Source organism: Nitrosarchaeum sp. (genome assembly GCF_025699065.1).
In the GTDB taxonomy this organism is placed as follows: Archaea; Thermoproteota; Nitrososphaeria; order Nitrososphaerales; family Nitrosopumilaceae; genus Nitrosarchaeum.
Map to the genome: position 1 here is coordinate 15,091 of NZ_JAILWF010000009.1, position 25,322 is coordinate 40,412.

Below are 25,322 nucleotides of genomic sequence, written 5' to 3' on the forward strand. Positions count from 1 at the left end.
GCGAAGTTAGTACGATTATGTTTATATTCTCAATTAATGTCAACGTTTTCTGTAATGAAAGATCCGAATCACTATGCAGACATTTACAATGCATATGAAAAAAATCCAAGGAAGATTAGAGTGTTAGACAGTACTCTTAGAGAAGGAGAACAACACCCTGGCGTTTCATTTACAAACAAACAGCGTATACAAATTGCATGGATGCTAGATTATTTTGGAGTAGATCAAATAGAAATTTCGCCAGTTGTTTCAGCTGATCACAAAGAAGCAACTAAGACAATTATCAAACAAGGATTAAAAGCAGATATTGTATCTCATGGACGAGCTCTCAAAGAAGACATTGACATTTCATTGAGTTGTGATGCAAAGTGGTGTGCTGCATATCTTGGAATATCAGATATTCACCTTAAAGACAAATTACGAATAACAAGAGAAGAGGCACTAGACAGAGCAGTTGAAACAGTAGAGTATGCAAAATCACATGGGTTAAAAATCAGATTCACTGTAGAAGATGGAAGTAGAGCAGAACCAGAATTTTTACTCAAAGTATGCAAAGCAATCGAAGAAGCAGGAGTGGATAGAATAAGTCTTCCAGATACGGTAGGGATTATGAGACCGATTGGCATGTATAATTTTGTTAAAACTGTAAAAGAAGTAATTGATGTTCCACTTGATGCACATGTCCATAATGATATTGGATTTGCAGTAGCTAATGCATTTTCTGCATGTGATGCTGGAGTAGATCAGATACATACCACAATTGACGGAATTGGAGAACGAACTGGAATTCCACCTCTTGCTGAAGTTGCAGTTGCATTGACCTATCTTTACAAATCACCAAACGATTTCAGATTAGACATGCTGTTAGATTTATCAAGATTAATTGAAGATTACACTTCGATTAAACCATATGACTCAAAACCAATAGTAGGTTCTTCAGCTTACAAACACAAGGCAGGAACACATCTTGCAGCAATTCTACGAAACCCTGCAGCCTACGAACCAATCCCACCTAGAGCCGTTGGAAACACTCGAAGAATTGTATTTGGAGAGTTAGCTGGAAAAACTGGAGCTGCCTATTTGATGTCCATTTTAGGCCTTGAAAAAGATGATGAAGGAGCCAAAGCAGTTGCAACAGGTCTAAAAGAACTCAGAATGGGTGATTTAATCGAGATACCACTGGCAGATAGACTCGAAAAAAAGATAATTAATGATAAATAAAGAGGGAAAGTTGAGAGATAGCATGTCAAAATGTGAAGAATGTGATGCAGATATTTCCATTCCAAAGGATGCTATGGAAGGAGAAATTGTAACATGTCCGGAATGTGGCGCAAGTTTTGAATTAGCAAAAGGCTCAGAAGGTTTCCAATTAAAGCCTGCCCAATCGGTTGGCGAGGATTGGGGGCAGTGAGTCCTGACATTACAATTCTTTATGATACCATCCGTTGGGAAGAAAAAGCTCTGCTAGAAGCAGGTAAAAAAAAGAACATCAACATAGAGATGGTAGATTGTAAGAATTTAGCTTTGGATTTAGATAAAAAACCAGAAGATTATGGTCCCGTAATTCAAAGATGTGTTAGTTACTATCGAAATTTACATTCAACTGCAGCACTTGAAGGAATGGGTGTAAATGTTGTCAATTGTCTAAACACCGGAATTTTTGCAGGAAATAAATTATTTACACACATGTTATTAAAAAAATATGGAGTTCCAACACCATATGCATCTGTAGCATTTTCAAAAGATGCAGCAGTAGAACATTTAGAATCACATGGATATCCAAAAGTAATCAAACCAACTGTAGGCAGCTGGGGAAGATTAATTTCAAAATTAAATGATAAAGATTCAGCAGAAGGAATTATTGAAAGTAGAGAAAGCATGTATCCAATATATCAAGTTCATTATTTAGAAGAATTTGTAAATAGACCACCAAGAGATATTCGAGCCATCATGGTTGGAGACAAGATTGTTGCAGCCATTTATAGAACTTCAGGCAATGGAAATTGGAAAACAAACATGGCACTTGGAGGAACCGCAGAACCATGTAAAGTTACACCGGAAATGGAAGAGATGTGCATAAAAGCTAAAAACGCAGTTCAAGGCGATATAGTTGGAGTGGATTTAATGGAAAGTAAAGAACGAGGATTAGTAGTTCATGAGGTTAACAATACAACTGAATATAAAAACACGGTAAGAGTATGCGGAGTAGACATACCTTCCCTGATGATTGACTACGTAATAAAAAATAAAAAGTGAGAATTGGAAACAACATTTACAGTAACACCAAGATTTGCAGTAAAGATGCTAGAAAAAGCACTTAGACTGTACACACCTTCACTTAACGAAAAAGCAATGGCAGAATTTCTTGCAGACAAATGTGATGATCTAGGATTTGAAGACATTCACATAGATGAGGTAGGAAACATAATTGCAAAAAAAGGTACAGGATCACCAAAAATATTACTATGTGGACACATGGATGTAGTTCCAGGAAAAGTCAAAGTTAGAAAAGAAGGAGATTCACTTTATGGTCGTGGTGCTTCAGATGCAAAGGCTCCACTAATGGCAATGTTGTTTGCCGCAGCATCAGTGCAAAACAATAACGGTACTGTGATTTTTGTAGGTACCGTAGATGAAGAAGGAAATGCAACTGGAGTGAAGAACCTAGTAAAAAATCACATGGATATAGATTATGCAGTATTTGGCGAACCAAGTGGAATTAAACAAGTCACTATTGCATACAAAGGAAGATTAGCAATCAATCTCAAAGTAAGCGTCAATGACAGTGCACATGCAAGTGCACCATGGCTTTCAAAAAATGCAATTGAAGAAACAATGATCTTTTCAAAAGAACTCAAAAAAGGTTTAGAAGCAGATCAAGATAAAAAAAGTAAAGGAATGTTGCTTACTGCAACATTAACTGAAATAAATGGTGGAACTAGCCACAACGTTACACCAAAAGAATGTGTGTCCACTTTTGATATCAGAATTCCAGTAGATACTAATTGTAAGCTAGTTGAACAAAAAATTTCTGTACTTGTAAACGAAATAGCAAAAAAAAGACAGGTTGAAGCATATTATTCAATTATTGATGAGACAGAACCTTTTGAGGCGCCTCACAACTCTGCCATAGTCAGAGCATTTACTTTAGGAGTCATGGATGTGGAACATACAAGACCAACTTTAATTAGAAAAACTGGAACTGGAGACATGAATGTAATAGGAAACCAATGGAGCATTCCTGTAGTCACCTATGGTCCAGGAGATCCACATGAAGCTCACACGATAGACGAAAAAGTATCCATTGACGAATACCTAAGAGGAATTGAAGTTTTAAAGAGAATGATACACCATTTAAAAAGACTACATGATAAAAACATGCAGTAATGCTTTGGTTTGTTGGTTTAGGAATTTCAGGATCCAAATCAATTCCTGTTGAAGCTCTAGAAGTTTTATCAAAAGCAGACATCATTTACCTTGAACAATTTACCAGTCCAATTGGAAAATCAGACTTGTTAAAAATCAAAAAAATGACAAATGGTGAAATCAGAGAAGGTAAAAGATGGCTAGTTGAAGACGGAACTGAAATTTTAAAACATGCAAAATCAAAAAAAGTAGTACTGTTATCCTATGGAGATCCTTACATTGCCACTACACATATTGAATTAAGAACCAGAGCCATTCAAGAAAAGATAAAGACCCACTCAATTCATGCATCTTCATCTTTAACCTCAATGATAGGAGAGTGTGGGCTTCACTTTTACAAAGTTGGAAGAATTGCAACAATAATGAGCGAAATGAAATCACTAACAACTCCATACTATGTAATTTACAAAAACATCATAGAAGGGAATCATACAATATTACTATTAGAGTATAATCAAGACAAAAATTTCTTTATGGACCCAAAAGATGCGTTGATGGGATTAATAGAAACTGAAAAAGGACAAAAAAGAAATGTGATAAATTTATCAACATACGCAATAGTCGCATCACGAATTGGATTTAAAGATCAATCAATCATATCAGGAAAAATTTCTAGTCTAAAAAAAATAGATTTTGGCAAGCCACCACACACAATTATCATAACTGGAAGACTTCATTTTACAGAATCTGATGCGTTAAAAATACTAGGAAAATGTTTAGATGAACCAAAAGACAACTCTGAAGAAACAAAGAAAATTTCCATTCAAATGATGAAAAAATATGTTCCAATGGTAAGAGAAGCACTAGAAGAAATTACACCATACTATAAAGATCAGAAAGAATTTAGTGTGATTCTTGAAAATGCTGAATTATACATTCAAGATGCAGAGAAATTTCTTGAAGAAGGTCAAGATGAAGTTGCAATTTTGAGTATAGGTTATGCAGACGGTTTGGTAGATGCACTCAGATTGGCAAAAGGTCTAGAACCAAAAATGTGATATTTTATCGATGAATTAAAGTGAGAGTAGTTTTAAAAAAGAACATTGGAATTAATTGAAAAAATAATTTTGACACAGATCTACCTATCAGGAATAACTGGTAAATCATACAAAGATAATCTTAAAACAAAAAAAGGATTCACTGAAAATACTATTAATTCAAAAATTGATGAACTGGTAAAAAATAAATTAATTACTGAAGATAAAAGCGCTTTAACTGAATTAGGTAGGTCTTCACTCAGAGTTGTTTTAGCCGGAGGAGTTTTTGATATAATTCATCCAGGACACATTCATACTCTTAATGCCGCAAAAATATTGGGTGATGTTTTGGTAGTAGTTGTAGCCACAGATAACACAGCAATAAAAATGAAAAAAAGACAACCACTGCACAGTAAAGAACAAAGACAAGAGTTGGTCAATTCACTCTCCATGGTAGATCTTTGTCTCATAGGCCAAGAAGATGATATTTTCAAGACTGTAAATCTTGTAAAACCACAGATAATTGCATTAGGATATGATCAGGTACATCAAGAGAAATTCATCATAGAAGGATGTAAAAAAATAAATCTTGATGCAAAAGTTGCAAGACTACAATCACCAATTCCTGAGAGTTCGAGCTCAAAAATTCAAAAAGAATATGGTGAGTCTATTCACGGAATTTAGAAGATAATAAAATTATGAATTAATTGGAATGGTTACAGTAACTGGTGAACCATCTTCAAGTTTTCCAGTTTTTCTAATACAGACATCAGAAATTAATTCAATTATAGAATCATCATGATGTGTTCTCTCAAGAATTATCAATTCACAGTTAATAGATTGATTAATTTTTGCATGAAAGCAATTAACCCATCCATAGGTTCTTTTCCCATCTGAAAAACTATCAATTTTAATTCCATCTAGACTTTCAAATTGCTTTATAGCTTCTTGATGCACTTTTTTATTCAATTTCACATTAAGAGTCCCAGGATATGGGATGTAACCAATTTTAGATTTGAATTGTTTTGTATATCCTTTTAGCGACATATAGTATGCTCCTTCACCCATTCCAGAAACTATAGTTCCTTTAAGCTCAACAGATGATGGTGATGAATGAAGACTTTTTTGGAGTGCAGTAGATAGTTTTACCATTTCAGAAAATCCCTTTGAAGTAATTTTTACAGAAATGTTTCTTCCATTGATTATTCTTTCAATGAATTGATTATCTTCTAATTCAAGCAAGTGTTTTGATGCAGCCTGTTGTGATTTTTTTATATTTTTACCTAAGGAATTAGTAGTAATTGTAACAAAATTATTCTTTGCACCTTTAGAAAGAAGATAAGTGAGGGTGAGTATGTGCTGAATTTTTAGTTCAGTCATCAAGTAACCCTATGCTACGCCTAGGTCACCGAATGTTTTTAGATTTAGCCCATCAGAGTTTGTTAATTTTGCAACTCTGTGTCCAATAACACATTGAATTCCAGCGTTTTTGGCGCCTTCTAAAAGTCTCTGTGTGATAATACCATCCAATAAAAGATATTTGATGCCAGATTGTGTTGAGAGTTTGCTAACTACTTCACTGATTGGAACTTTGAAAATTTCTTTTTCATTCTCGTCTAATGCTACAGCTTCAAGTGTCTCATTTAGATTTGGAAAAATCCTAGATGCTATTTCAGCTACAGGTTTATCATCTGAGCTTTTCAAAACAGCTACAGGTTTTCCATGTTTAATTTCATCAGCAATTGGTCTTAGAATTTCATCTATTCTTTGTGGAGTTAATTCTTCAACTTCTACTCCAGTATCTGCTCTTAATTCATAGTCAATCTTTACAACTGATGTTAGTTCTTTTAGAATAAAACCACCAGCTCGATCTCCATCAATAAATGCAACTACAGTGTCTTTTGAGGCACATAACTCTTTAATTGATTCATCAATTTTTGCACCTTCAATTGCAATTGCATTATCATAACCAGCTCTTAGAAGATTAATGACATCAGCTCTACCTTCAACTAAAATTATCCATTTAGAATCAAACACTCCAGAACTACATGTTAATTTAGATGGACCATAAGTCGATAGTCTTTTAGAATCACCCTCATGAACATCTTTTAACATACTTTCGCCTTCACTAACTGTTTTTGTAGCCCAACGTTGTTTGATTTCTTTAGCACGTCTTACAATGTCATCTTTTTTTGCTGCTCTTACGTCATCGATTGCTTCTAATTTGAAGACACAATCAAATGGACCAACTTTATCAATGCTTTCAATTCCTGCAGCAATTAATGCACAAGTATCAATATCAGTACTCATTGGAATAAGAGCATCACCATTTGTAGTATTAGAAGTAGATTTTGTGTTTACTTCTATGCGACCTACTTTTGAAACTCGTTGTAGTTCGTTCAGATTCATCTCTGGGCCTAGTAATCCTTCGGTTTGACCGAAGATAGCCCCGATTATATCTGCTCGTTCAACAAGTCCGTCAACTTCAAAGGAAAGTTTAACATGATATTTGACAATTCCTGATTTATTGGACATACTTTCTTCATCTCCTTAATTATCATAATTTTGGTGTCTATTCTCGATATATGAGGGTATCGCAAGGATTTTCAAGAAAGAAATGTAATTTTATAAAAAATATTCCAAGTACAGTTTACACTAGTTAATCAAAAAATGAAAAATGTTGTTTGTTTATTCAGTGCTAAAGGAATGACCACATGAACAGGATTTTGTAACATTTGGATTATTGATTTTAAATCCAGATCCCATTAGGCTTTCAATATAGTCTACATTTGCACCTTTTAGATGATCAACGCTGTAACTATCTACAAGCAGCTTGATACCAGTTTCTTCCATGACCAAGTCATCTTCTTCTGGTGCTTTTTCAAAACCCATGCCATAAGACAGGCCAGAACAACCGCCACCTTGAACATATACTCTAAGGTATTGTGGGTTATCGGCTTCTTCTTTCATGAATTCTTTGATCTTTTCAGCTGCTTTAGGTGAAACAGTGATCATTTTCTGTGTTTGTTCAGATGCCATAATGTTACAATTGACGATTCAAATTATAATAAGCTTTTCACCCTGAGCCTACTAGTAATTCAATAAAATAAGAAAAGAAGTTAGGTATAGCTTATTTTTTAGATTTATTTACAAAAGCTGTCATGCGTTCTTCTCTATCAGGATGAGTAAAACAATTTCTCCAAGCAAGTAGTTCTACTGCAAGTCCAGTATCAAGATCTGCATTTCTTCCTTTGTTAATAGCAACCTTTGACATTTGAACTCCCATTACAGAATTGGCAGCAATTTGTTGCGCCATTTTCAAAGCTTCTTCTTGAAGGGAAGCAAGTGGTACTACTTGATTTACTAAACCAATTTCCTTTGCTTCGTCTGCTTTGATCATTTTACCTGTATAGACAAGTTCTTTTGCTTTTGCTATTCCTACAATTCTCATCAATCTTTGAGTTCCACCCCATCCAGGAGGAATTCCAATTGTAACTTCAGGCTGACCAAGTCTTGCTGTGTCTGCTGCAATTCTAATGTCACATGACATGGCAAGTTCACAGCCACCACCAAGTGCAAAACCGTTGATGGCTGCAATTGTCGGTTGTTTTACAAGTTCAACTGTAGCTGTTACAAGTTGTCCTGTTTTTGCATATGCAACTGATTCATCTGGAGAGATTTTTGACATGTATTCAATATCTGCACCAGCGGAGAATGCTTTTTCTCCTTCACCAGTTAAGATGATTACTTTGACATTATCATCTTTGTCCAGGTTTTCAAAAGTTTTGATGAGTTCTTTTGCAACATCACTATTCATGGCATTAAGTTTGTCAGGTCTGTTGATTTTGACAGTACAAATACCATTAGAAGTTGATGTGGTAACTAATGACATGTTAATTTTCCAAGATATGTGAAACTTAAATGTTCTCTATTTTCCGAGTACTTTGCCCCATTGAGCTAATGCAGATGCAGCTGCAACCCAAGTGCGAAGATCACTATAAACAGGAACCTTATTTGCTTCAATTAGCTTTCTCATTTTCTCGGTATATGGACCACCATTACCTCCAGCCAAAATTGGTTTTATTTTTTTATTTGATAATTCAGCGAGATGTTCAACTATTGTTTCTTCTAGTGGATCATCTTGGAAAACAAACCAAGGCATAGCAATATCGATATTCTTTTCGTCAAGAAATTGTTGAATGACAAACTTGTAATCATCTGCGTTTGCACCGCCACCAACATCTGCTGGGTTACCATTATGAATTGGCACTGTAGGTGGGAAGCGTTCCTTCATCTTTTTGAGTAATGGTGGAGACAACTTTCCAATAGTAAGACCCAATCTTTCTAATTGATCAATTCCACCAATCATTGGACCTGCACCATTACTTGTCATGGCAACACGATTTCCTTTTGCAGGAGGTTGCCATGCTAGTGCCTTTAAGACTCCAACAAGTTCTTGATAGCTATCAACTGAAATTATTCCTGCTTGTTTGAATGCTCCCATGATGATTGCATTGGAACCACCAAGAGAACCAGTATGTGATGCAGCTTGTTTTGCACCGGCTGCAGTTCTTCCACTCTTCCAAATTACAATAGGTTTCTTTGTCTCTTTCATTACACGTTTAGCAGTATTGATGAATTTTCTACCGTCGCCAAATCCTTCAACATATAAGCCAATTACTTTGGTTTGAGGATCATTTGCGGCATACCAAATCATATCTGCTTCATCAACATCAGAACGATTACCAAAGCTAATCATTTTAGATAATCCAAATACATCAGCACTTTCCAGCATACTAATTCCCATAGTTCCACTTTGTGAGAAAAATGCAACATTTCCTAATTTTGAACGGACCATTCTCTCTTGTCCTTGGAATGCACAATCAAGACGATTTGCAGCGTTAAACATTCCAATGCAGTTTGGACCGATTACACGAATTTTGTGTTCTAGAGATAATTCTTTTACTCGAGCTTCCATTGTGGCTCTATCACCACCAAGCTCTTTGCCTCCACCAGAAACAATTACAACATTATGAATTCCTTTCTTTGCACATGTCTCCATGATAGGACCACATTCTGCAAGATCAATACAAACAACAACCAAGTCAACCTTTTCAGTAATTGCATCTAGTGTTGGATAACACTTGATTCCAAGAATTGATTCTTGTTTAGGATTAATTGGAAATACTTTACCCTTGTAATCTTGTTTACCAAGTGCAATCAATACTGAATTGCCAATCTTTCCAGGTGTAGAAGATGCACCAACCAGTGCAACAGATTCTGGAGTAAAAAATGACTCCATGGACTCGATGTTTGGTTTAGCTTTTGAGATTGAATTCTTTTTGATTTCTTTATTTAAAATAATTTTTGCGTCAACTACAAAATGGGATTTTGGATAAACAATTACAGGGTTGAAATCAATGCTGTTGATATAATCAGCATTATCTACTCCTAGTTTTCCGATTTGTACAAGCATATTTGCAACCATGTTTGTATCAATTGGTTCACTTCCTCTGAATCCTTTGAGCAGTGCTGAACCTTTGAGTTCATTAATCATAGATTTTGCATCTGAAGTTGTAATAGGTAACATGCGAAATGCAACATCCTTCATGACTTCAGTCATAATGCCACCTAAACCAACCATAATTACAGGACCAAATTGAGGATCATTTTGAATACCAACAATTAGTTCAACACCTTTTGGAACCATCTTTTCAAGAAGAATTCCTTTAACTTCTACTCCTTTCTTTTTAGATAATCTACCATACATGTCCTTGAATGTTTTTTTGACATCATTGACGTTATCTAGTCCAACTTTGACACCACCAACATCAGTTTTATGTAAAATTTGTGGAGATACAACTTTCATAACAAGAGGAAATCCAATCTTTTTTGCTTGTTTGGCTGCATCTTCAGCAGTGGTAACAAGTGCAAAAGGAGGAACTTTGACACCATATGTTTTGAGTATAGATTTTGATGATTCTTCTGTGATAACTTTATGACTTGTTTGAATTACTTCCTCGAAAACTTTTGTCACAGAATTCATGGTTAGATCGATGAAACAGAAACTCTGTATATTAAACTTTGGTCAAAGATGAAACATTGATTTGAAATTAGTGTAAAAATTGTCCATATTGTTTTTAACAATTGAAATATTTTCATCGATATCAGAACGTATTTTCTTAGGATCGATGTATGGAATTAGTTCTAGTTTTTCCTGAGTCTTATCAAGCCAAAGATTAATCATTTCCTCATCAACTTCCATATGGAATTGCAATCCAACAGCACTGCCAATTTGAAAAGCTTGATTAGAATAATTTTTAGAATGAACCAATCTAATTGCTTTTTCAGGTAAATCAAAAGTATCACCATGCCAATGAAACACAGTAAACGGATTTGTAAATCCAGAAAACAATTTAGAATTATTATCAATTCTCAAATCATGGTAAAATCCAATTTCTTTTTGTGTACCAGGATAAACTTTTCCACCAAAAGTTTTTGCAATCAATTGTGAACCTAAACAAATTCCAAGTAGCGGTACGTTACTCTCTACAGTTTTTTTAATTAGTCGTTGTTCTGCTTTTAGATAATCAAAGTTATCATTAGCACTTTCAGGAGCGCCTAGGATCACTACAAGTGAATAATTTTTTTCTGGAAGTTTTTCATGTTTTGCATTTACAGAATCAATAAGAAACCCGTCTTTTTGTAAAAGTTCACCCAAATACCCTGAACCTTCAATTCTGGTATTGTGAACAATCAAAACATCAGACATAATTATTTTTTAGCAAAAGCGATTAATATGTTAAAGCAAGTATAATGCTGTGCTTGTTACAGAGCAAGAAATTCAAGATCTTAAAAAATTTGTATTTCAACTAAATTTAATGAAAGATAGTGTTGTTGTAGTAGAAGGAAAAAATGATGCTACCGCTTTAAAAAACATAGGATTTTCTGGCAAAATAATCGAGTTTCATAAATTTGGAGGAATTGTAAACTTTGCAGATTCTGTTGCTCATTATGAAAAATTAATAATTTTATTTGACAGAGATCGAAAAGGCAGACATCTTACAGGAAAAACAATTCATCTTTTAGAACGTAGAATCAAAATTGATCTTTCTTTTAAAAGAAGGCTTACAACAATTACCAAGGGAAAAATAAGATTTGTTGAACAGCTAGTTTGTTATGAATCGTATCTAGTCTAAGATTATGGCCAAATGCCTTTTTGGTTAAAGGCTTCCACAACTCTACCTACTGCCAAAGCCATAGTAGCTCGTCTCATGTCAATTTTATGCTTTTTTGCTAATGCGTACGCATCTTTGAAACCTTTTGTGATGTTACCTTCCATCTTGTTTGCAACTTCATCAAAAGACCAATAGTAACCCATGTTGTTTTGAACCCACTCCAAATATGAAATGCATACACCACCAGAGTTTGCCAAAATATCTGGAATTACTAAAATATTCTTTTTGAAAATTATAGGGTCTGCTTCAGGTAATGTTGGACCGTTCGCAGCTTCTGCAATAATTTTACATTTGAGATTATTTGCAATCTTTGCATTGATTTGATTCTCTAATGCACCTGGAACTAGAACATCACATTTTGTTGTTAACAATTCCTCAGTTGAGATTTTCTTGCTACCAGGGAATCCAACTACGGTCTTATTCTTTTCTTTAAATTCAAGCAACTTGCTGACCTTTGCTCCATTTGGAATTGAGATTGAACCTTTAGAATCACTTGCAGCGATTACTTTAGCACCCATCTTTTCTAAATATTCTCCAGCAAATGTAGATGCGTTTCCAAAGCCTTGTAAAACAACTTTGGCTCCTTTCAAATTAAGCTTGATTGCTTTTGCTGCTTCTCTTACACAGTATGCAACACCTAAACCGGTTGCAACGTTTCTTGCAAGTGAACCGCCCATCGAAATTGGTTTTCCAGTAATTACACCAGGAGCATACACATTTCCATTTAATTTGCTAAACGTATCCATAATCTGAGTCATCTCTCGACCAGTTGTGTAGACATCTGGTGCAGGAATATCCTTACCTGGTCCAATTATTTCAAATATTTTATATGCAAATCCTCTGGTGAGTCTTTCCATTTCACCATCACTTAGTTTTTCAGTTTTTGGATTAACATAGATTCCACCTTTACCTCCTCCCAATGGAATATCCACAATTGCACACTTCCAAGTCATCCAAGAAGATAAAGCCATGACTTCACGTTCCATGTATTCAACTCCACCTTCAGGGTTAAAGTATCGAATTCCACCTTTGTATGGACCTCGATCGTTATTATGCTGACTTCTAAAACCAATAAAATTTCTAATTTGCCCATTATCCATTCGGACTGGAATTTTTATTCTAAGAACTTTATTTGGTGTTGCTAAATATTCTCGCAAACCTTTATCCTTAATTCCAAGAACATCACATGCATCGTTTACTTGTTTTGTTGCATTTGCAAATGGATCTAGACTTACCAAGACGATCGACTTTGAAACAGCATATTATATTAAGTTTAGTTCAAAGTGTCAGATCGCATATCATATGGATTTGATTAAAGGTAAACCTTTTTGTGATTTATTTTCCGATCTAGTTTATCTATTGCCATATCAAGCGCACTGATGTTAACTTCTAAAAATGTAGATAAATGAAAAATTGCGCCATATTTATCACCAAGTTTTAAGATCATGTTATTTTTTTCAAGTACTTTCATGTGATGCTGAACAGCTTTGTAATCCAGATCAAGTTCCTGTGCTAATTGATGTGTATTATATGATCTTTCAAGTAAGAGCATGATTATTCTTAATCTTGTAAATCCACCTCTAGTGCTGGTGAATAAATAAAATAGCAGTTTACTTGTCTGTTTATCGACTTTTCTTTGTTCAGTTTTGGTTTTAGATCTCAAGAGTTCTTTGAATTCTAATAATTGAGTACTTGTCATGTTCCTTGCGTATTATGTGAGAAAATTGCTTAAAACACTATTTCCAGATCTTATCCAAATCTAATACAAATTAACGAATGACAATTACCCTTAAATTGACTAAGAAGGGAATCGATACAACATGATGGCATCACGTGGGTACGATATGACCCCTACAATGTATTCCCCTGACGGGCGAATTTATCAAGTAGAATATGCCATTGAGACAGTAAAAAGAGGCACACTAGCAATAGGTGTTTGCAGTAAAGAAGGAGTCATCATGGCAGTCGAGGAAAAACCAAGAGCCTTACAAACATTAAACGTTACACAGAAAATTTTTCAAGTAGATTATCACATAGGAGTAGCAGCTGCAGGATACATTCCTGACGCACGTGTTCAAGTAGATAATGCAAGATTCTTTTCACAGGGTAATAAAATGACTTATGATGAATCTGTAGAGGTTGCAACTGTTGCCAAACACTTAGCTGATCAATCTCATCAATTTACACAATATTCAGGAGTAAGGCCTAACGGAGTTGCCCTGATAATTGCCGGAGTTGATCAAAAAGGAGAATCAATCTACGTGACTGATCCTAGTGGAACCTATGTCCAATATGCAGCAGTTGCAATAGGATCAGGGTCTGATGACGTTAATGCATTTTTAGAAAAACATTACAATAAAAACATGTCATTGAGTGATGCCGCAGCACTTGCAATCGCAGCAATTAATCTAAAAGCAGAACAAAAAGAAAGTTTGAATCACATTAAAATGGCCAAAGTCACTACTGAGAAAAAAATATTTGAGAAAGTATCAGAGACAGATTTACTTAATTATTCTAAAAATGCATCTAAATTTACAATATCCTAAGTTTGAATTTAGATTTGAAAACTATTCAAACTAGTCTGTAAGAACGATAAACATGGGATTAGGAAGTTATTGGGGAGAAGTCATCGAAGTACTTCGTGAAATTATACCAATTTATGATAAAGTAAATTCATACATATCTCTTGGAAAAGATGTAGAACATAGGAACAGAGGAATTACAGGAAGGGTACTTCCAGGAAATAAAATTCTCGATGCAGGATCAGGTTTTGGAAACATGTCCAAAACTGCCTTAAAGATATGCGATGGAAAAATTTCAATCACACTTTACGATCCTCTTGTACCAATGTTAAAAAATACTGGAACTCATTTTGAGAAAGTACCTGATTTAGTTAATGGTGTTTTTGAACACATTCCATTTAAAAATGAAGAATTTGATGCAGTCTTGTGCGGATATTCTCTAAGAGATGCCATTAATTTGAGAATTGCAATATCAGAGATTCATCGAGTGCTAAAAAATGAAGGTAGATTTGTAATTGTAGATTTAGGAAAGCCAGACGGAGCAATGATAAGAGCTGGCGTCTCATTTTATCTCAAGTTTATTCTTCCAGTACTAGCATTGATTGCAGGAGGAAGACTAGGTTTGAAATTTGGTACTCTTTATGGAACATACAAAAGATGGCCACAAAACAAAAAGCTTGAAAAACTATTGCTCGAAAAATTTTCCAAAGTAGAATTTGAGAAAGATCTTATGGGCGGAGCAATAATGGTTGCCGCATACAAATGAACAGAACACTAGTACTTGTAAATCTCACAGGCTTAATCATAGGAATCTCTTATGGATTACACGGTCCAATATTACCAGTATTTGCAAAAAATATTATCGGGGCATCATACTCTGAACTTGGTTTTATCGGACTAGCAAATTTCATTCCATACATGTTCATTCCAATATTTGTAGGAATTCTTCTTGACAAATTCAATAACGGTTACATCTTAGCAATAGGTACAGCAATCAATTCAGCATCAATCTATCTTCTATCAATAGCACAAACGGTTCCAGAGATAATGGGATTCAGAGTAATGACAGGAATAGCTCATGCATTTTTTTGGCCACCGTGTCAATCCATTATTGCAAATGAAAGCAATGAAAAAACTAGAGTCAGAAACATCTCATTGTTTACAATGTTTTTTGTGATGGGATTTATGATAGGCCCATTACTAGGCACAGTGTTTCTTGAAGGACTAGACATCACATATAGAATTCTATTTCAAATAACTGCATTTATTTTGGCTAGTGCCATAATTTTTGCACTTGTTATTTCTAGGAAGAGTGTTACAAATCATCATGAGAAATTTTCATTTTTATCAATTAAAGAGATGAAAAGATTTCCTGAAGTCATAATTTTATTAATTTTTTGTACCTCATCGTTTGGAATAATTCTTTCAATCTATCCAGCGTTCTTAAATGATAATGGAATGTCAGATATAGACATTTTGTTATTGTATTTTGCGTTTGGAATTTCAAGAGTTATTTCGCTTGCACTAACAGGCAAATTTGCAAAAAGAACCAGTCAGACATTGATTGCAGCTACAATTGCAGTTTCTATTGGATTGTTAATTTCTGCAGTTTCAGATTCCATTATCATGTTTGCAGCAGCCCTTGTATTGATGGGATTTGGATTTAGCATATTTTTCCCATTGACTCTAGAAATAATTCTTAGTAAAACAAGTAATGCAATATCAGGAAAAATAATTGGGGCATATGAGACAGTTTTTGGAATAGGTTGGGTAATTGGACCTACAGTAGGAGGACCAATAGCACAGTCATTTGGAAATCAATCACCATATATTGTATTTTTTATAATCGGAATTGCAATTACAATTTTAGCTATCACATGTAGAAATAAACTAGAACCAAAAAAAATACAAAAGATCTAATCAAATAATTGAAATTAAACTAGATTGAGATAGTTCCCCGTTTTTGTGTACAAATATCAAGTGCATCTTCTACTGCAGTGACAAAGACTTTACCATCGCCTTTTGTTTTAGTACATGCAACTTTTGCAATTGCATTTAAGATGTCATTTAATTTTGGATCATCTACAACACAAATTATCAAATCTTTAGAGAAATATTGCCCAACTAGTGGTGGATCATCTGATCCTTGACCCTGAACATGACAGACAGTCACTCCTCCAACGCCAATTTTTTTAATTGCAGCTATAGTTTTGTCTTTAAGTTCAGGTCTAACAATTACTTCTATTTTTTTCATTAATCAACATAAGAATAGTTGTTTTTTAAAACAATAGGGACATTTTCGAAGTTGATTTTCAGAGATGAACTTGTGAAAATAGAGATTTAAAATTTCAAAAACATTACATTTAATTTCAAATAAGTCGATTTTATTCTATGTTTGATTATTCATTAAACATAATGGGTAGCGAATGGATAATCATAATTTTTGTGGCTTTAGTGTTGATTTTAGGAACCAACCAGCTTCCAAGCGCTGCAAGAAAATTAGGAAAAGCTGTAAATGAATTTAACAGAGCTAAAAACGAAGTTCAAAGTCAGATGAAAAGTGTTTCAGATACAAATCTGGATACATCAGAACCCATGGAGACAGAAAGACAAAAACTAGAGATGATTGCAAAATCATTTGGAGTAAACTCTAAAGAAAAATCAGATGATGAACTCCGGAAAATAATTTCAGATAAAATGGGGCCAAAAAAAACAGATAATTCAGAAAATAAAGTGTAGTTAATTAGATTTAATTCGATAGAGATTTTTATCTAGTCTTTTTTTTGCAAATTTATAATATTCAGGTACAATTTCAAATCCAAGATATTGTCTATTCAAGGATTTGCTAACTACTGCAACTTGTCCAGACCCTAGAAATGGATCAAACACAATATCTTTTTTCTCACTAGAATAATGTAATAATTTTTCAATTAACTCAGCAGGTAATTTAGTGGGTGTTTTGTCATCACCTGTCCAATATTCACGTTTAATTTCCCACACATCTTCTTTATCCCGATAATGTAGACTACGGCCTTCATTAGTTTTAGAATCTTTTTTAAATCTAGAAAATGGATAAAATTTTCTTTGTTTATCATTTTTGCAAACATAAAGACAGTGATAGTGAGAAGTAACAAATTTTCTTTTGGTTACAACACCAAATTGGTATTTCCAAATAATGTGGTTAATTGTGATAAAACCCACGTCATCTAATGCATTTAGAATATCTTTCAGATTATTCCATCCAGAAAAAACATACATGCTTCCTGTATCTTTAAGAATCCGAAATGCTTCTTTCATCCAATTATATGTAAAATCATAATAATCGACAGACTTTATCTCGTTGTAACCTTGCATCACTCTAGAAGAAGTTCGATTATAATTTGCCTTTGTAGCCTTAAAATTAATAGCAAATGGAGGATCAGTGATAATCAAATCAATTTTATTTTTAGGAATTAGTCCCATCCCTTCAATACAATTCATATTGTAAATTTTGTTAATTTCGATTTTCTCCATTTTTAAAATCAAGGAGGTATCCTCGTTTAATAATGTCGTGGAATACTGTTTTTGCCAATATTAACAGTCAACCAATAAATCTTGAGTAGATTAAATCAAGTTTAGCTTGAAATTTTCCTGTCCAAATTGTAAATCCAAACTAGAGATACAAAAAACATTCAACAAAAAAATTCACATTTCATGTAGTTGCGGAATAGAGGATTTACTTGAATTTTCAAAAAACATTGATGAGGTATTTTTAGAATTTCTTTCAAGATTTGATGAGGGATTAGTTACAAAAAAAGGGATTTCAGAAGGTCTAAAAAACGAAGGGATCATCAGAGACGAAAAAGAGATCAAGGAGATGATTGGAAATAACAATCCAGACAAGACTACCGAAGATATTCTTTTTTCAAAAAGAGATTTCATTTCACAGTACAAGGTTCTGACTAATCCTGAGCCTAAAATGGGCAGCGATGTTGAAGACTTGGGGTTGGATGAATCAATAAGCAATCACCTAAAAGATATTGGAATTAATCAGTTTTACAAATTTCAAGAAGAATCAATTCAAGAGGTAGCATTTGGAGAAAATGTAATCATTGAAGCGCCTACAGCATCTGGAAAAACAGAGGCATTTTTGATTCCAGTAATTCAAAAAATAAAAAAAGAATCAAATAATGTTAAAGGAGTTTTTGCAGTATTTGTTTACCCTACAAAAGCTCTTTCAAGGGATCAATATCCAAAAATCTTAAAGTTTGCAGAAAAAATTGGAATTAAAGTTAAAGTTTTTGATGGAGATACTGAACAAGTAGAGCGAAGAGAAATTTTAGATAGCCCGCCACACATACTTGTTACAAATTTTGATGTAGTACATTACCATCTTTGGCATCAAACAAAATTTTCATCTTTGCTTTCAACTATCAAAGTATTGGTGGTAGATGAGACACATGTGTACTCAGGAATTTTTGGCTCAAATGTCCATTACATAATTAAAAGACTGAAAAGAATTTGTAGCAATAAAATACAATTTGTTGCAGCATCTGCAACTCTAGAAGATGCTAAAAATTTTTGCGAACAGTTGTTTGGAGTGAGGATGAAAATAATTCACGGTTCTGGAAAAAAAGGACAGACAGATTTTGTAATGTTATTTCCATCACTTAGAACTCAGCGGTTACTGATGATTGATTTGACAAAAAAGATGACTGAAAAAAATCACAAGACAATGGTATTCAATAATTCACATCTTAATTCAGAACTTTTGGCAATTCAAGCAAGAAAACAAAAAATCAACATCAAAGTTCACAGGGCTGGCCTAATGGCAAATTATAGAAAGTCAGTAGAACAAGAGTTCAAGAGCGATAAACTCCAGGCCATTTCATGCACGCCTACGCTTGAGCTTGGGATAGATGTTGGAAACGTGGATTGTGTGATTTCATCCACAATTCCAGTAAACAGATTGATCCAAAGAATCGGCAGAGCGGCACGAAAAGGACAAAGGGGTTATGCATTTTTAGCACTTGGTAACGATCCAATTTCACAATATTACAAGAATCATCCAGATGATTATTTTGAAGATGTTGAAAAAACATACATTGATCCAAAGAATCCATTTGTAGAAGAGTTTCAAGTATTGGCAATGGCGTGTGACAGACCAATTTCAAAACACGAACTAAAAGAACATGAAGGAATTATCAGACAACACATAGAAAATGAAAATCTAATAGTGCACAATAACAGAATCATACCAAATTTTGACAAGATCTCTTCTTTGTTAAACGATTACAGCATAAGAGGAATTGGAAAATCATTAGATATTTTCCTAAATGAAAAAAAAGTCGGAGACAGAGTACTTCCAATTGCATTAGAAGAACTTCATAAAGATGCAATTTACTTTCTTGCAGGAGTAAGATACAGAGTAAAAGAATGCGGATATCCTCAAAGAAATTTTGCAAAGCTAGAAAAAATATCCAGAGACTATCCGTATTATACCAAAGCATTAACAGAAGAGTGGCCTACAATTGAAACAATTTTTGAGACAAGAAAAGCATATGGAATAGAAGTTGCATTTTGCAAATTACACATTCAAAAGAAAGTCTATGGTTATGTCAACATAGAATTGGGACAAGAGATCACTCAAGGTCAAAAAGTCTTACTAGATTCTCCTTTAGAATATGATTTTATCACAAAAGGAATTGTGTTTCATGCTCCAAGACCGATAAATGAAATTAAAAAAGCAGAAGATGAAGAATATACTGAAGCAAGTGGGTATCATGCAACAGAACATGTTGTGATTGAAGGCAGTAACATGATAACTGGAGGAGTATCTCAAGATTTAGGAGGCATATCATTGGGGACTTCAGGCTTGATTTTCATCTACGATGGAGCAATTGGTGGAAATGGGGCAAGTAAGGCACTATTTGATAGATTTGAGAAAGCACTTGAGCGAAGTATGTTTATTGTAAAAGAGTGTCCATGTCAAAGTGAGGCAGGTTGTCCACGTTGTACATTCTCTTATAGATGTGGAAATAACAATGAATATCTTCACAAATATTCTGCATTAGAAATTCTTCAAAGAATCAACAATGGCGAAAAAACTAAACTAGAAGAACCAACAGAAGGAGACAAACCACTAGTCTAAAAATCAAAATGGGATAAATATAACAAATTTCTATAAACAATATGGAAAAAGTAGCAATTGTAACTGGAACAACTTCTGGAATTGGATATGAAACTTGTCTGTCTCTTGCAAGAGATGGATTTTACACATTTGCTACAGTTAGAGATGTAAAAAAAGCAGAAAAAATAGTACAAATTGCAAAAAAAGAAAACCTAAAGATAGAAATTATTGAGTTAGATGTTGATGATGAAAAATCAATTAGTACTGCAGTTCAAAAAATTCTTTCAAAAAAACAACAGATTGATGTTTTAGTAAATAACGCTGGATGGGGATTGTTTGGAAGCGTTGAAGATGTACTAGTAAAAGACTTTAGAGCACAATTTGAAACAAATTTCTTTGGAATAATAAGTATAATTCAAAAAATTGCACCAGTTATGAGAAAACAGAAATCAGGTGTAATTGTAAACATTAGCTCAGTTGCAGGAAAAATTGGGTTTCCAGGATCACCTGCATATATTAGCTCAAAATTTGCATTAGAAGGGTTATCTGAATCATTAAGATATGAATTGGGACAATTTGGAGTCAAAGTAGTCATTATTGAACCCGGTGTAATAAAGTCAAACTTTTTCTCATCTATGAAGATTGCAGAACCTAAACCAGATTCACCATACAAAGAGATCACTGAAAAGGTGATCATGGGAGTAAAAATGATGGCAGAGCTTGGAACTCCCCCATCAGAAGTGGCCACTACAATATTGAAGGCAATTAACGAAAAAGAACCAAAGCCAAGGTATGTGGTAGGAAATGATGCACAGATGTTTTTAGAAGCAAAAAGGGCTAAAACAGATACAGAATTTGAAAATTATCTCAAAAAAGAATTATTTTCAACATGATAAAATTTAGCTTGTTTAATTCTTTTAATTTTAAAAAATAAGATATAGTACACTTTATGCGTATAATCGGACAAAAAGTGTACGATAAGGTGTACGGTAGTGTTTTTTCATGTCAAAATAATATGCACTTATGAATCGTATGCGTGAATTATGATGGCGCTTGTGTCAACTAGAGAATTTTATTGTGAATGAACAATGATAACATTAATGATGATTCACGCATGATAACTAGTGAAAACCAATTTTATCATCAATTCAGATTCATTTTTAATTTTTTTCACGCATGAACCCGAGAGGTTTTCAATGATTATTCACGCATAAAAGAAAAACATACACCAATTCTCACAACCAATGCCTTTACAAGATGGCAATTCAATCCCACCTACTGGAAAATCATTCAAGGTAACAATGGCCACGGTTGCAAAGTGGGAAGATGGTCGAATAGCTGAAGAACACCTATTCTGGGACAATGCAGAGATAATGAAACAGTAACAATTTCTAATTATTAAAAATACAAATTTGTCAGTGGAATCTCAGTTTAATTTCAATAACCTTTGAGATTGTTTTGTTCAGCTGTAACTGTGAAAATACAGCTAATTTTGTTACCTGAACTAATGAATAACCAAAACATAACATAGACATGGAAAAATGCCCAAAGTGTTCAAACCAAATTATTGTTAGCAACACAAACGTAGCAGTAAATGTAGAACAACCATGGAAAAAAGTTCAGGCAAAAATTTGCCTAGATTGTAACTTTATGGAGTTATTCCGCAATTGACTTTTTATGAGCAAAATGCAATGAGAAATGAAATGAAAATGATTTCTCATCTTGATAAGACAAGTTATCTAAACTTGTGCAAATCTATCTTGCGTTTGGATCAGAATGTCTTATTTGTTGGAATAATCAATGACCACGGAAGATTGGTTGACTTTGCCAAAAAGCAAAACAAGATGATACAAAATCTAGAAAATATAGATTTGGATATGATATGTATGCAAGCCAGGCTATACATATCAATGCAAAGCGATCATGATAAGAATCTTGGCAGATTTGGTCATTGCATCACCGAAAGAGAGAAAATCACAACGCTAACAATTCCCACCATTTATGGAACTGTGCTTGTCATATCTTCCAACAAGACAGATTCAAAAGAATTGGTTAAAAAAATATTTCAGGTGACAGACGATAGTTGTTTTGCACAGATTCTAGACCCTTGTTGAAGCAAGGTTTAGATTCTGTACGCCTGTAAATAATAAAATGGGAAATAACTACAAGAGTGCAAGTAGTGACTTTCTGGATCTTGCAAGCGAGCAGCGACTTGATATTTTGTTTCACTTGATGCAAGAAAAATCAAAAGTATCCCCAATGGCAAAGACACTTGATTCTACCGTACAGGAAGTCCACAGAAACTTTGAGAGATTGGCAAAATCAGGATTTATTGAAAAAGATAATGAGGGTTACTATCATCTTACAATTTATGGAACTACAATGTGCACTCAGATTCCTACAATGATGTTTTTCTCAAATAACAGAAAGTATTTCCAGGAACATGACTTTGGAGATCTTCCTGTAAAATTTATCGAACGCATAGGCGCACTGTCAACTGGAACTTACATCAAGGGTTTTACCAAAGTGATTGAACAGTGGAAATCAATTTACAAAAACGCTAACGAATACATCTATGAGATGCATTCAGAGGTTTCAAATGATCTTATAGAACCTTTGATAAAAAAAGCTAAAGATGATAAAGTAAAGATAAACTACATTTTGTCAGAAGATTGTATCGTTCCAAGGGGAAGAAAAAAGACGCTGGAGAAATTTGGTTTTAGTAGTCTCTTAGAAAATGGAATAGTTGAAAGAAAAATGTCAAAACAAGTTTTGGTAGTAGTTGCCTTAAATGAAAAAGAGGCATGTGTCTCATTTCCTGACAGAAAAGGTGAATCAAACATCGGGTATGCGTTTTATGGAAACGATGTTAGATTTCATGAGTGGTGTCTTGACTATTTCAGATATAGTTGGCACAATTCAGGTACATTCAGGGAAAGCAAACTAAAAGAAGAATAGATTCACTCCAGTGGAAAATCTGATCCACATCCAAGGCACCATCCTCGTTCTCCTTTGTAACTATCACTATAATATTGAATGATTTCAATTCCACACACAAAACATGTTGTCTCCACAGTTCTCTTTTTTACATTTTTTATCATTGATTCTGTTTTTTGATGATTGTGAGTTTTGTGAGACAATTATTCTTCCTCACAACATGATGGTGAGTAAAATAATTGAAACCACTGCAACTATGTGAAATAAATAATAAGATGTTTTGTGTCTTGGCATTCTTTTCAGACTTTGTCTTTTCTTATGTTTTATTTCCTGTACTAAATCGATCATTTTTTCATAGCACTCCTGGCATTTCTAGCACGATAAATGCCCCCAATCCAATCCCAATCACTACACCAATTCCAGTGCAGATAAGACCGAATTTTACAACCTTTTTGATTGGAGCATGTACCATCATGTCCCAAGTGCTAATTGATTTTTGTGTTTGAATATTGTTGTTCATATTATGTAATACACACTAGTATATGATAGACTGTACTCATCAAATGTTATGATGATTAAGCTGTATCTGTTAATTTACAAAATTACATTGTAATATACAACATGCTAATTTTCAAAAAAATGTTGGGATAAATAGGAAATTTTGACAGATTTCTAACTATTTGCTATGATGATAGAAACTTTTAATCAAAAATATATCTGATTAATGTCGATTTATCCTTTTATTGTTTTTTTGTGGAATGTTCTAACGTATATTTTTCTTGTTTTGGTAGGATTCCTGTTTACAAATTTCTTAAAACCATTTGTAACTATTCCACAGGCAACACACAATATTTCTCGTGTACTTGTGTCATGCACAGTATTTTTGTGATTGCATCTTGGATTCATTTTCATTATTCCTAATGCTCACCAAGATTAATGATAGTTAGTATCAAAAACAGCTGTATCATCATAAATTCAGCTTAGAGCGGTATCTCATTCAAATTGTCTCATTAGTGATGGTTTGAATACGCTAACTATAATACACAACATATTCTGAATACAGATTATGCCTGATGAGACTAAAAAAGAAAGTTCGTGGGATAAAATGGTTCATGCATCTTTTAGAAAAGTAGTTGCATTTGATCTATTATGTATCGGAATTGGCATTGTTATAGGAATAGGAATAGGCGTTTACCTAATTGCTGGTTCCCCTTAATATTTTTATTATTTACTTGTGATGGCATAATTCATTTGTCATTCACTAAATTCTAAAGACCATTTTAACATGTAAAAAATGATCAAATGTCAAGCTTGCAACTCTTTGAGCAATAGTCATACTGCGTACTACTTGACACATCAGAGCTATGAAACCTTCCACACATAATGCAAATCTTTTTCATGATTCTCATGTTCATATTCCAATTACCTTTCCGTAAACCAAAACTTCGAACCCAATCCAGATTATTGCTCCAATCCCCAACAAAAAAAGATCATGTTTCACCACTTTTTTGGACGGTACATGAATCAGTGTGCTCCATGGGCTGGCAAATTTTTCTACATTATTATTCATACAATACATTATGTAATTCTTAATGATAGATGATACTCAACAAAGGTTATGATGAATCAGCTGAATCTGTTAATACCATTAATACAAAATCATAATGTATAACACAATATGCAAGTAGTACAAAATAATCAAGATTTTTTACGAAGATATGGATATTCAGACAACATAAAAGTAGAAAAGGCAATGGAATTACTTTTGATTAATAGACGTCACGAATTAAGAACCATAGCAGAGTCAGTGTTAAACCACATACCTGGACAAATCATTTTATCTGAATGGAGTGAGTTTATTCTTCACATGTGTCTTGATGTAGAAGAATGTTTTTCCATATGGAAAGGTGATGTAGAGCCACCTCAAAATTTCTATCTCAAGTCATTTATAATATTAAAACAATTTAGTAAAGGAAAAACATCGATGAATCAATTAACTCAATTTTTGAATTTGGCTTATAGTATTGCTCAAGAATTTAGAGTGATTTACAAAAGAGTGGAATAAAGATGAATCCTATCAATCCTTCAATCCTAGATTCAACTCCGTAGAGAC

The 25,322-nt window shown here is 33.8% G+C and carries 29 protein-coding genes; 18 read left to right on the plus strand and 11 right to left on the minus strand.

Going from position 1 to position 25,322, the window contains the following annotated elements; all coding sequences use genetic code 11:
- Positions 1-54 precede the first annotated feature (54 nt).
- From K5782_RS09335 to K5782_RS09360, 6 genes are read left to right on the plus strand one after another with little or no spacing between them, the layout of a single operon-like run.
- Positions 55-1,221, plus strand: coding sequence for a 2-isopropylmalate synthase (locus tag K5782_RS09335; RefSeq protein WP_297466022.1), 1,167 nt, complete (start codon positions 55-57; stop codon positions 1,219-1,221).
- Positions 1,222-1,243: 22 nt separating this feature from the next.
- Positions 1,244-1,411 carry an alpha-aminoadipate/glutamate carrier protein LysW gene (locus K5782_RS09340; RefSeq protein ID WP_007551139.1) on the plus strand — a complete coding sequence of 56 codons (168 nt, stop codon included), beginning with the start codon at positions 1,244-1,246 and terminating at the stop codon, positions 1,409-1,411.
- Complete coding sequence (gene lysX, locus K5782_RS09345; protein ID WP_297466023.1) at positions 1,408-2,256, plus strand: lysine biosynthesis protein LysX; 849 nt, start codon at positions 1,408-1,410, stop codon at positions 2,254-2,256. The genes K5782_RS09340 and lysX overlap by 4 nt, the downstream gene beginning before the upstream one ends.
- A 3-nt stretch (positions 2,257-2,259) precedes the next feature.
- Positions 2,260-3,387 carry a M20/M25/M40 family metallo-hydrolase gene (locus tag K5782_RS09350; RefSeq protein ID WP_007551141.1) on the plus strand — a complete coding sequence of 376 codons (1,128 nt, stop codon included), beginning with the start codon at positions 2,260-2,262 and terminating at the stop codon, positions 3,385-3,387.
- Positions 3,387-4,424, plus strand: coding sequence for a diphthine synthase (gene dph5 / locus K5782_RS09355; protein ID WP_297466025.1), 1,038 nt, complete (start codon positions 3,387-3,389; stop codon positions 4,422-4,424). The genes K5782_RS09350 and dph5 overlap by 1 nt, the downstream gene beginning before the upstream one ends.
- Before the next feature lie 45 nt (positions 4,425-4,469).
- A complete protein-coding gene (locus K5782_RS09360; protein ID WP_297466026.1) occupies positions 4,470-5,087 on the plus strand; it encodes an FAD synthase in 618 nt (205 codons plus the stop codon).
- Positions 5,088-5,099: 12 nt separating this feature from the next.
- Here the strand turns inward: K5782_RS09360 and K5782_RS09365 are convergent, their stop codons facing one another.
- From K5782_RS09365 to K5782_RS09390, 6 genes are all read right to left on the minus strand, one after another.
- Positions 5,100-5,783, minus strand: coding sequence for a DUF120 domain-containing protein (locus K5782_RS09365; RefSeq protein ID WP_297466027.1), 684 nt, complete (start codon positions 5,781-5,783; stop codon positions 5,100-5,102).
- A gap of 9 nt (positions 5,784-5,792) precedes the next feature.
- Positions 5,793-6,938 (minus strand): DNA primase DnaG, encoded by a 1,146-nt coding sequence (gene dnaG, locus K5782_RS09370; protein WP_007551147.1) that lies wholly within the window; start codon positions 6,936-6,938, stop codon positions 5,793-5,795.
- Positions 6,939-7,091: 153 nt separating this feature from the next.
- Positions 7,092-7,442, minus strand: a complete 351-nt coding sequence (gene erpA / locus K5782_RS09375; protein ID WP_007402159.1) for an iron-sulfur cluster insertion protein ErpA — start codon at positions 7,440-7,442, stop codon at positions 7,092-7,094.
- A 91-nt stretch (positions 7,443-7,533) separates the two neighbouring features.
- The gene (locus K5782_RS09380; RefSeq protein WP_007551148.1) at positions 7,534-8,295 is read right to left on the minus strand and encodes an enoyl-CoA hydratase-related protein; all 762 of its coding nucleotides are present in this window, start codon (positions 8,293-8,295) and stop codon (positions 7,534-7,536) included.
- 36 nt (positions 8,296-8,331) lie between these two features.
- Entirely contained in the window at positions 8,332-10,449 is a 2,118-nt protein-coding gene (locus K5782_RS09385; RefSeq protein WP_297466029.1) for a 3-hydroxypropionate--CoA ligase, read from the minus strand.
- Positions 10,450-10,491: 42 nt separating this feature from the next.
- Complete coding sequence (locus tag K5782_RS09390) at positions 10,492-11,175, minus strand: type 1 glutamine amidotransferase (protein WP_297466030.1); 684 nt, start codon at positions 11,173-11,175, stop codon at positions 10,492-10,494.
- A 49-nt stretch (positions 11,176-11,224) separates the two neighbouring features.
- On the opposite strand from K5782_RS09390, the gene K5782_RS09395 reads away from it, so the two are divergent.
- Positions 11,225-11,602: a toprim domain-containing protein gene (locus K5782_RS09395; RefSeq protein WP_297466031.1), complete on the plus strand. Its 378-nt coding sequence runs from the start codon at positions 11,225-11,227 to the stop codon at positions 11,600-11,602.
- Positions 11,603-11,604: 2 nt separating this feature from the next.
- Here K5782_RS09395 and K5782_RS09400 read toward each other — a convergent pair whose 3' ends face one another.
- Together K5782_RS09400 and K5782_RS09405 are read right to left on the minus strand one after the other, a co-directional pair.
- Positions 11,605-12,879 (minus strand): Glu/Leu/Phe/Val dehydrogenase, encoded by a 1,275-nt coding sequence (locus K5782_RS09400; protein ID WP_297466032.1) that lies wholly within the window; start codon positions 12,877-12,879, stop codon positions 11,605-11,607.
- Positions 12,880-12,953: 74 nt separating this feature from the next.
- Positions 12,954-13,340 carry a winged helix-turn-helix domain-containing protein gene (locus K5782_RS09405; protein WP_297466033.1) on the minus strand — a complete coding sequence of 129 codons (387 nt, stop codon included), beginning with the start codon at positions 13,338-13,340 and terminating at the stop codon, positions 12,954-12,956.
- 121 nt (positions 13,341-13,461) lie between these two features.
- Here K5782_RS09405 and K5782_RS09410 point away from each other — a divergent pair, with 121 nt between their 5' ends.
- The 3 genes from K5782_RS09410 to K5782_RS09420 are packed head-to-tail and all read left to right on the plus strand — an operon-like array spanning position 13,462 to position 16,083.
- Entirely contained in the window at positions 13,462-14,187 is a 726-nt protein-coding gene (locus K5782_RS09410) for an archaeal proteasome endopeptidase complex subunit alpha (RefSeq protein WP_297466034.1), read from the plus strand.
- 52 nt (positions 14,188-14,239) lie between these two features.
- Entirely contained in the window at positions 14,240-14,929 is a 690-nt protein-coding gene (locus K5782_RS09415) for a class I SAM-dependent methyltransferase (protein WP_297466036.1), read from the plus strand.
- Complete coding sequence (locus tag K5782_RS09420) at positions 14,926-16,083, plus strand: MFS transporter (RefSeq protein WP_297466037.1); 1,158 nt, start codon at positions 14,926-14,928, stop codon at positions 16,081-16,083. Before K5782_RS09415 ends, K5782_RS09420 begins: the two co-directional genes overlap by 4 nt.
- A 19-nt stretch (positions 16,084-16,102) precedes the next feature.
- Here K5782_RS09420 and K5782_RS09425 read toward each other — a convergent pair whose 3' ends face one another.
- On the minus strand, positions 16,103-16,417 hold the full coding sequence (locus K5782_RS09425) for a P-II family nitrogen regulator (protein WP_297466038.1): 315 nt from the start codon (positions 16,415-16,417) through the stop codon (positions 16,103-16,105).
- A 137-nt stretch (positions 16,418-16,554) separates the two neighbouring features.
- Between K5782_RS09425 and K5782_RS09430 the strand changes: the two genes are divergently transcribed.
- Positions 16,555-16,902: a twin-arginine translocase TatA/TatE family subunit gene (locus K5782_RS09430; protein ID WP_297466039.1), complete on the plus strand. Its 348-nt coding sequence runs from the start codon at positions 16,555-16,557 to the stop codon at positions 16,900-16,902.
- On the opposite strand, the gene K5782_RS09435 is transcribed toward K5782_RS09430, so the two are convergent.
- Entirely contained in the window at positions 16,903-17,676 is a 774-nt protein-coding gene (locus tag K5782_RS09435; RefSeq protein ID WP_297466040.1) for a site-specific DNA-methyltransferase, read from the minus strand.
- 106 nt (positions 17,677-17,782) lie between these two features.
- On the opposite strand from K5782_RS09435, the gene K5782_RS09440 reads away from it, so the two are divergent.
- The 5 genes from K5782_RS09440 to K5782_RS09460 all read left to right on the plus strand — a co-directional run bounded on the left by K5782_RS09440 (position 17,783) and on the right by K5782_RS09460 (position 23,230).
- The gene (locus K5782_RS09440; RefSeq protein WP_297466041.1) at positions 17,783-20,293 is read left to right on the plus strand and encodes a DEAD/DEAH box helicase; all 2,511 of its coding nucleotides are present in this window, start codon (positions 17,783-17,785) and stop codon (positions 20,291-20,293) included.
- A 41-nt stretch (positions 20,294-20,334) separates the two neighbouring features.
- Complete coding sequence (locus K5782_RS09445) at positions 20,335-21,165, plus strand: SDR family oxidoreductase (RefSeq protein ID WP_297466043.1); 831 nt, start codon at positions 20,335-20,337, stop codon at positions 21,163-21,165.
- 351 nt (positions 21,166-21,516) lie between these two features.
- Positions 21,517-21,657, plus strand: a complete 141-nt coding sequence (locus K5782_RS09450) for an ester cyclase (protein WP_297466044.1) — start codon at positions 21,517-21,519, stop codon at positions 21,655-21,657.
- A gap of 282 nt (positions 21,658-21,939) precedes the next feature.
- Positions 21,940-22,386 (plus strand): hypothetical protein, encoded by a 447-nt coding sequence (locus K5782_RS09455; RefSeq protein ID WP_297466045.1) that lies wholly within the window; start codon positions 21,940-21,942, stop codon positions 22,384-22,386.
- A 37-nt stretch (positions 22,387-22,423) separates the two neighbouring features.
- Positions 22,424-23,230 carry a transcriptional regulator gene (locus tag K5782_RS09460; protein ID WP_048109966.1) on the plus strand — a complete coding sequence of 269 codons (807 nt, stop codon included), beginning with the start codon at positions 22,424-22,426 and terminating at the stop codon, positions 23,228-23,230.
- Positions 23,231-23,561: 331 nt separating this feature from the next.
- Here K5782_RS09460 and K5782_RS09465 read toward each other — a convergent pair whose 3' ends face one another.
- Entirely contained in the window at positions 23,562-23,729 is a 168-nt protein-coding gene (locus K5782_RS09465; RefSeq protein ID WP_297466046.1) for a hypothetical protein, read from the minus strand.
- Positions 23,730-24,275: 546 nt separating this feature from the next.
- Between K5782_RS09465 and K5782_RS09470 the strand changes: the two genes are divergently transcribed.
- Together K5782_RS09470 and K5782_RS09475 are read left to right on the plus strand one after the other, a co-directional pair.
- Complete coding sequence (locus K5782_RS09470) at positions 24,276-24,425, plus strand: hypothetical protein (RefSeq protein ID WP_297466047.1); 150 nt, start codon at positions 24,276-24,278, stop codon at positions 24,423-24,425.
- Positions 24,426-24,887: 462 nt separating this feature from the next.
- A complete protein-coding gene (locus K5782_RS09475) occupies positions 24,888-25,274 on the plus strand; it encodes a hypothetical protein (RefSeq protein ID WP_297466048.1) in 387 nt (128 codons plus the stop codon).
- Positions 25,275-25,322 lie beyond the last annotated feature (48 nt).

Bases quoted from the DNA above. Each gene is read 5' to 3' on its own strand.
- K5782_RS09365 (WP_297466027.1), bottom strand. From the start codon at position 5,783: ATGACTGAACTAAAAATTCAGCACATACTCACCCTCACTTATCTTCTT.
- K5782_RS09450 (WP_297466044.1), top strand. From the start codon at position 21,517: ATGCCTTTACAAGATGGCAATTCAATCCCACCTACTGGAAAATCATTC.
- K5782_RS09340 (WP_007551139.1), top strand. From the start codon at position 1,244: ATGTCAAAATGTGAAGAATGTGATGCAGATATTTCCATTCCAAAGGAT.
- K5782_RS09415 (WP_297466036.1), top strand. From the start codon at position 14,240: ATGGGATTAGGAAGTTATTGGGGAGAAGTCATCGAAGTACTTCGTGAA.
- K5782_RS09405 (WP_297466033.1), bottom strand. From the start codon at position 13,340: ATGACAAGTACTCAATTATTAGAATTCAAAGAACTCTTGAGATCTAAA.
- K5782_RS09335 (WP_297466022.1), top strand. From the start codon at position 55: ATGAAAGATCCGAATCACTATGCAGACATTTACAATGCATATGAAAAA.
- K5782_RS09465 (WP_297466046.1), bottom strand. From the start codon at position 23,729: ATGAACAACAATATTCAAACACAAAAATCAATTAGCACTTGGGACATG.
- dph5 (WP_297466025.1), top strand. From the start codon at position 3,387: ATGCTTTGGTTTGTTGGTTTAGGAATTTCAGGATCCAAATCAATTCCT.
- K5782_RS09460 (WP_048109966.1), top strand. From the start codon at position 22,424: ATGGGAAATAACTACAAGAGTGCAAGTAGTGACTTTCTGGATCTTGCA.
- K5782_RS09430 (WP_297466039.1), top strand. From the start codon at position 16,555: ATGTTTGATTATTCATTAAACATAATGGGTAGCGAATGGATAATCATA.
- dnaG (WP_007551147.1), bottom strand. From the start codon at position 6,938: ATGTCCAATAAATCAGGAATTGTCAAATATCATGTTAAACTTTCCTTT.
- K5782_RS09445 (WP_297466043.1), top strand. From the start codon at position 20,335: ATGGAAAAAGTAGCAATTGTAACTGGAACAACTTCTGGAATTGGATAT.
- K5782_RS09470 (WP_297466047.1), top strand. From the start codon at position 24,276: ATGCCTGATGAGACTAAAAAAGAAAGTTCGTGGGATAAAATGGTTCAT.
- K5782_RS09410 (WP_297466034.1), top strand. From the start codon at position 13,462: ATGATGGCATCACGTGGGTACGATATGACCCCTACAATGTATTCCCCT.
- K5782_RS09425 (WP_297466038.1), bottom strand. From the start codon at position 16,417: ATGAAAAAAATAGAAGTAATTGTTAGACCTGAACTTAAAGACAAAACT.
- K5782_RS09435 (WP_297466040.1), bottom strand. From the start codon at position 17,676: ATGGAGAAAATCGAAATTAACAAAATTTACAATATGAATTGTATTGAA.
- K5782_RS09475 (WP_297466048.1), top strand. From the start codon at position 24,888: ATGCAAGTAGTACAAAATAATCAAGATTTTTTACGAAGATATGGATAT.
- K5782_RS09390 (WP_297466030.1), bottom strand. From the start codon at position 11,175: ATGTCTGATGTTTTGATTGTTCACAATACCAGAATTGAAGGTTCAGGG.
- K5782_RS09420 (WP_297466037.1), top strand. From the start codon at position 14,926: ATGAACAGAACACTAGTACTTGTAAATCTCACAGGCTTAATCATAGGA.
- K5782_RS09380 (WP_007551148.1), bottom strand. From the start codon at position 8,295: ATGTCATTAGTTACCACATCAACTTCTAATGGTATTTGTACTGTCAAA.
- erpA (WP_007402159.1), bottom strand. From the start codon at position 7,442: ATGGCATCTGAACAAACACAGAAAATGATCACTGTTTCACCTAAAGCA.
- K5782_RS09385 (WP_297466029.1), bottom strand. From the start codon at position 10,449: ATGAATTCTGTGACAAAAGTTTTCGAGGAAGTAATTCAAACAAGTCAT.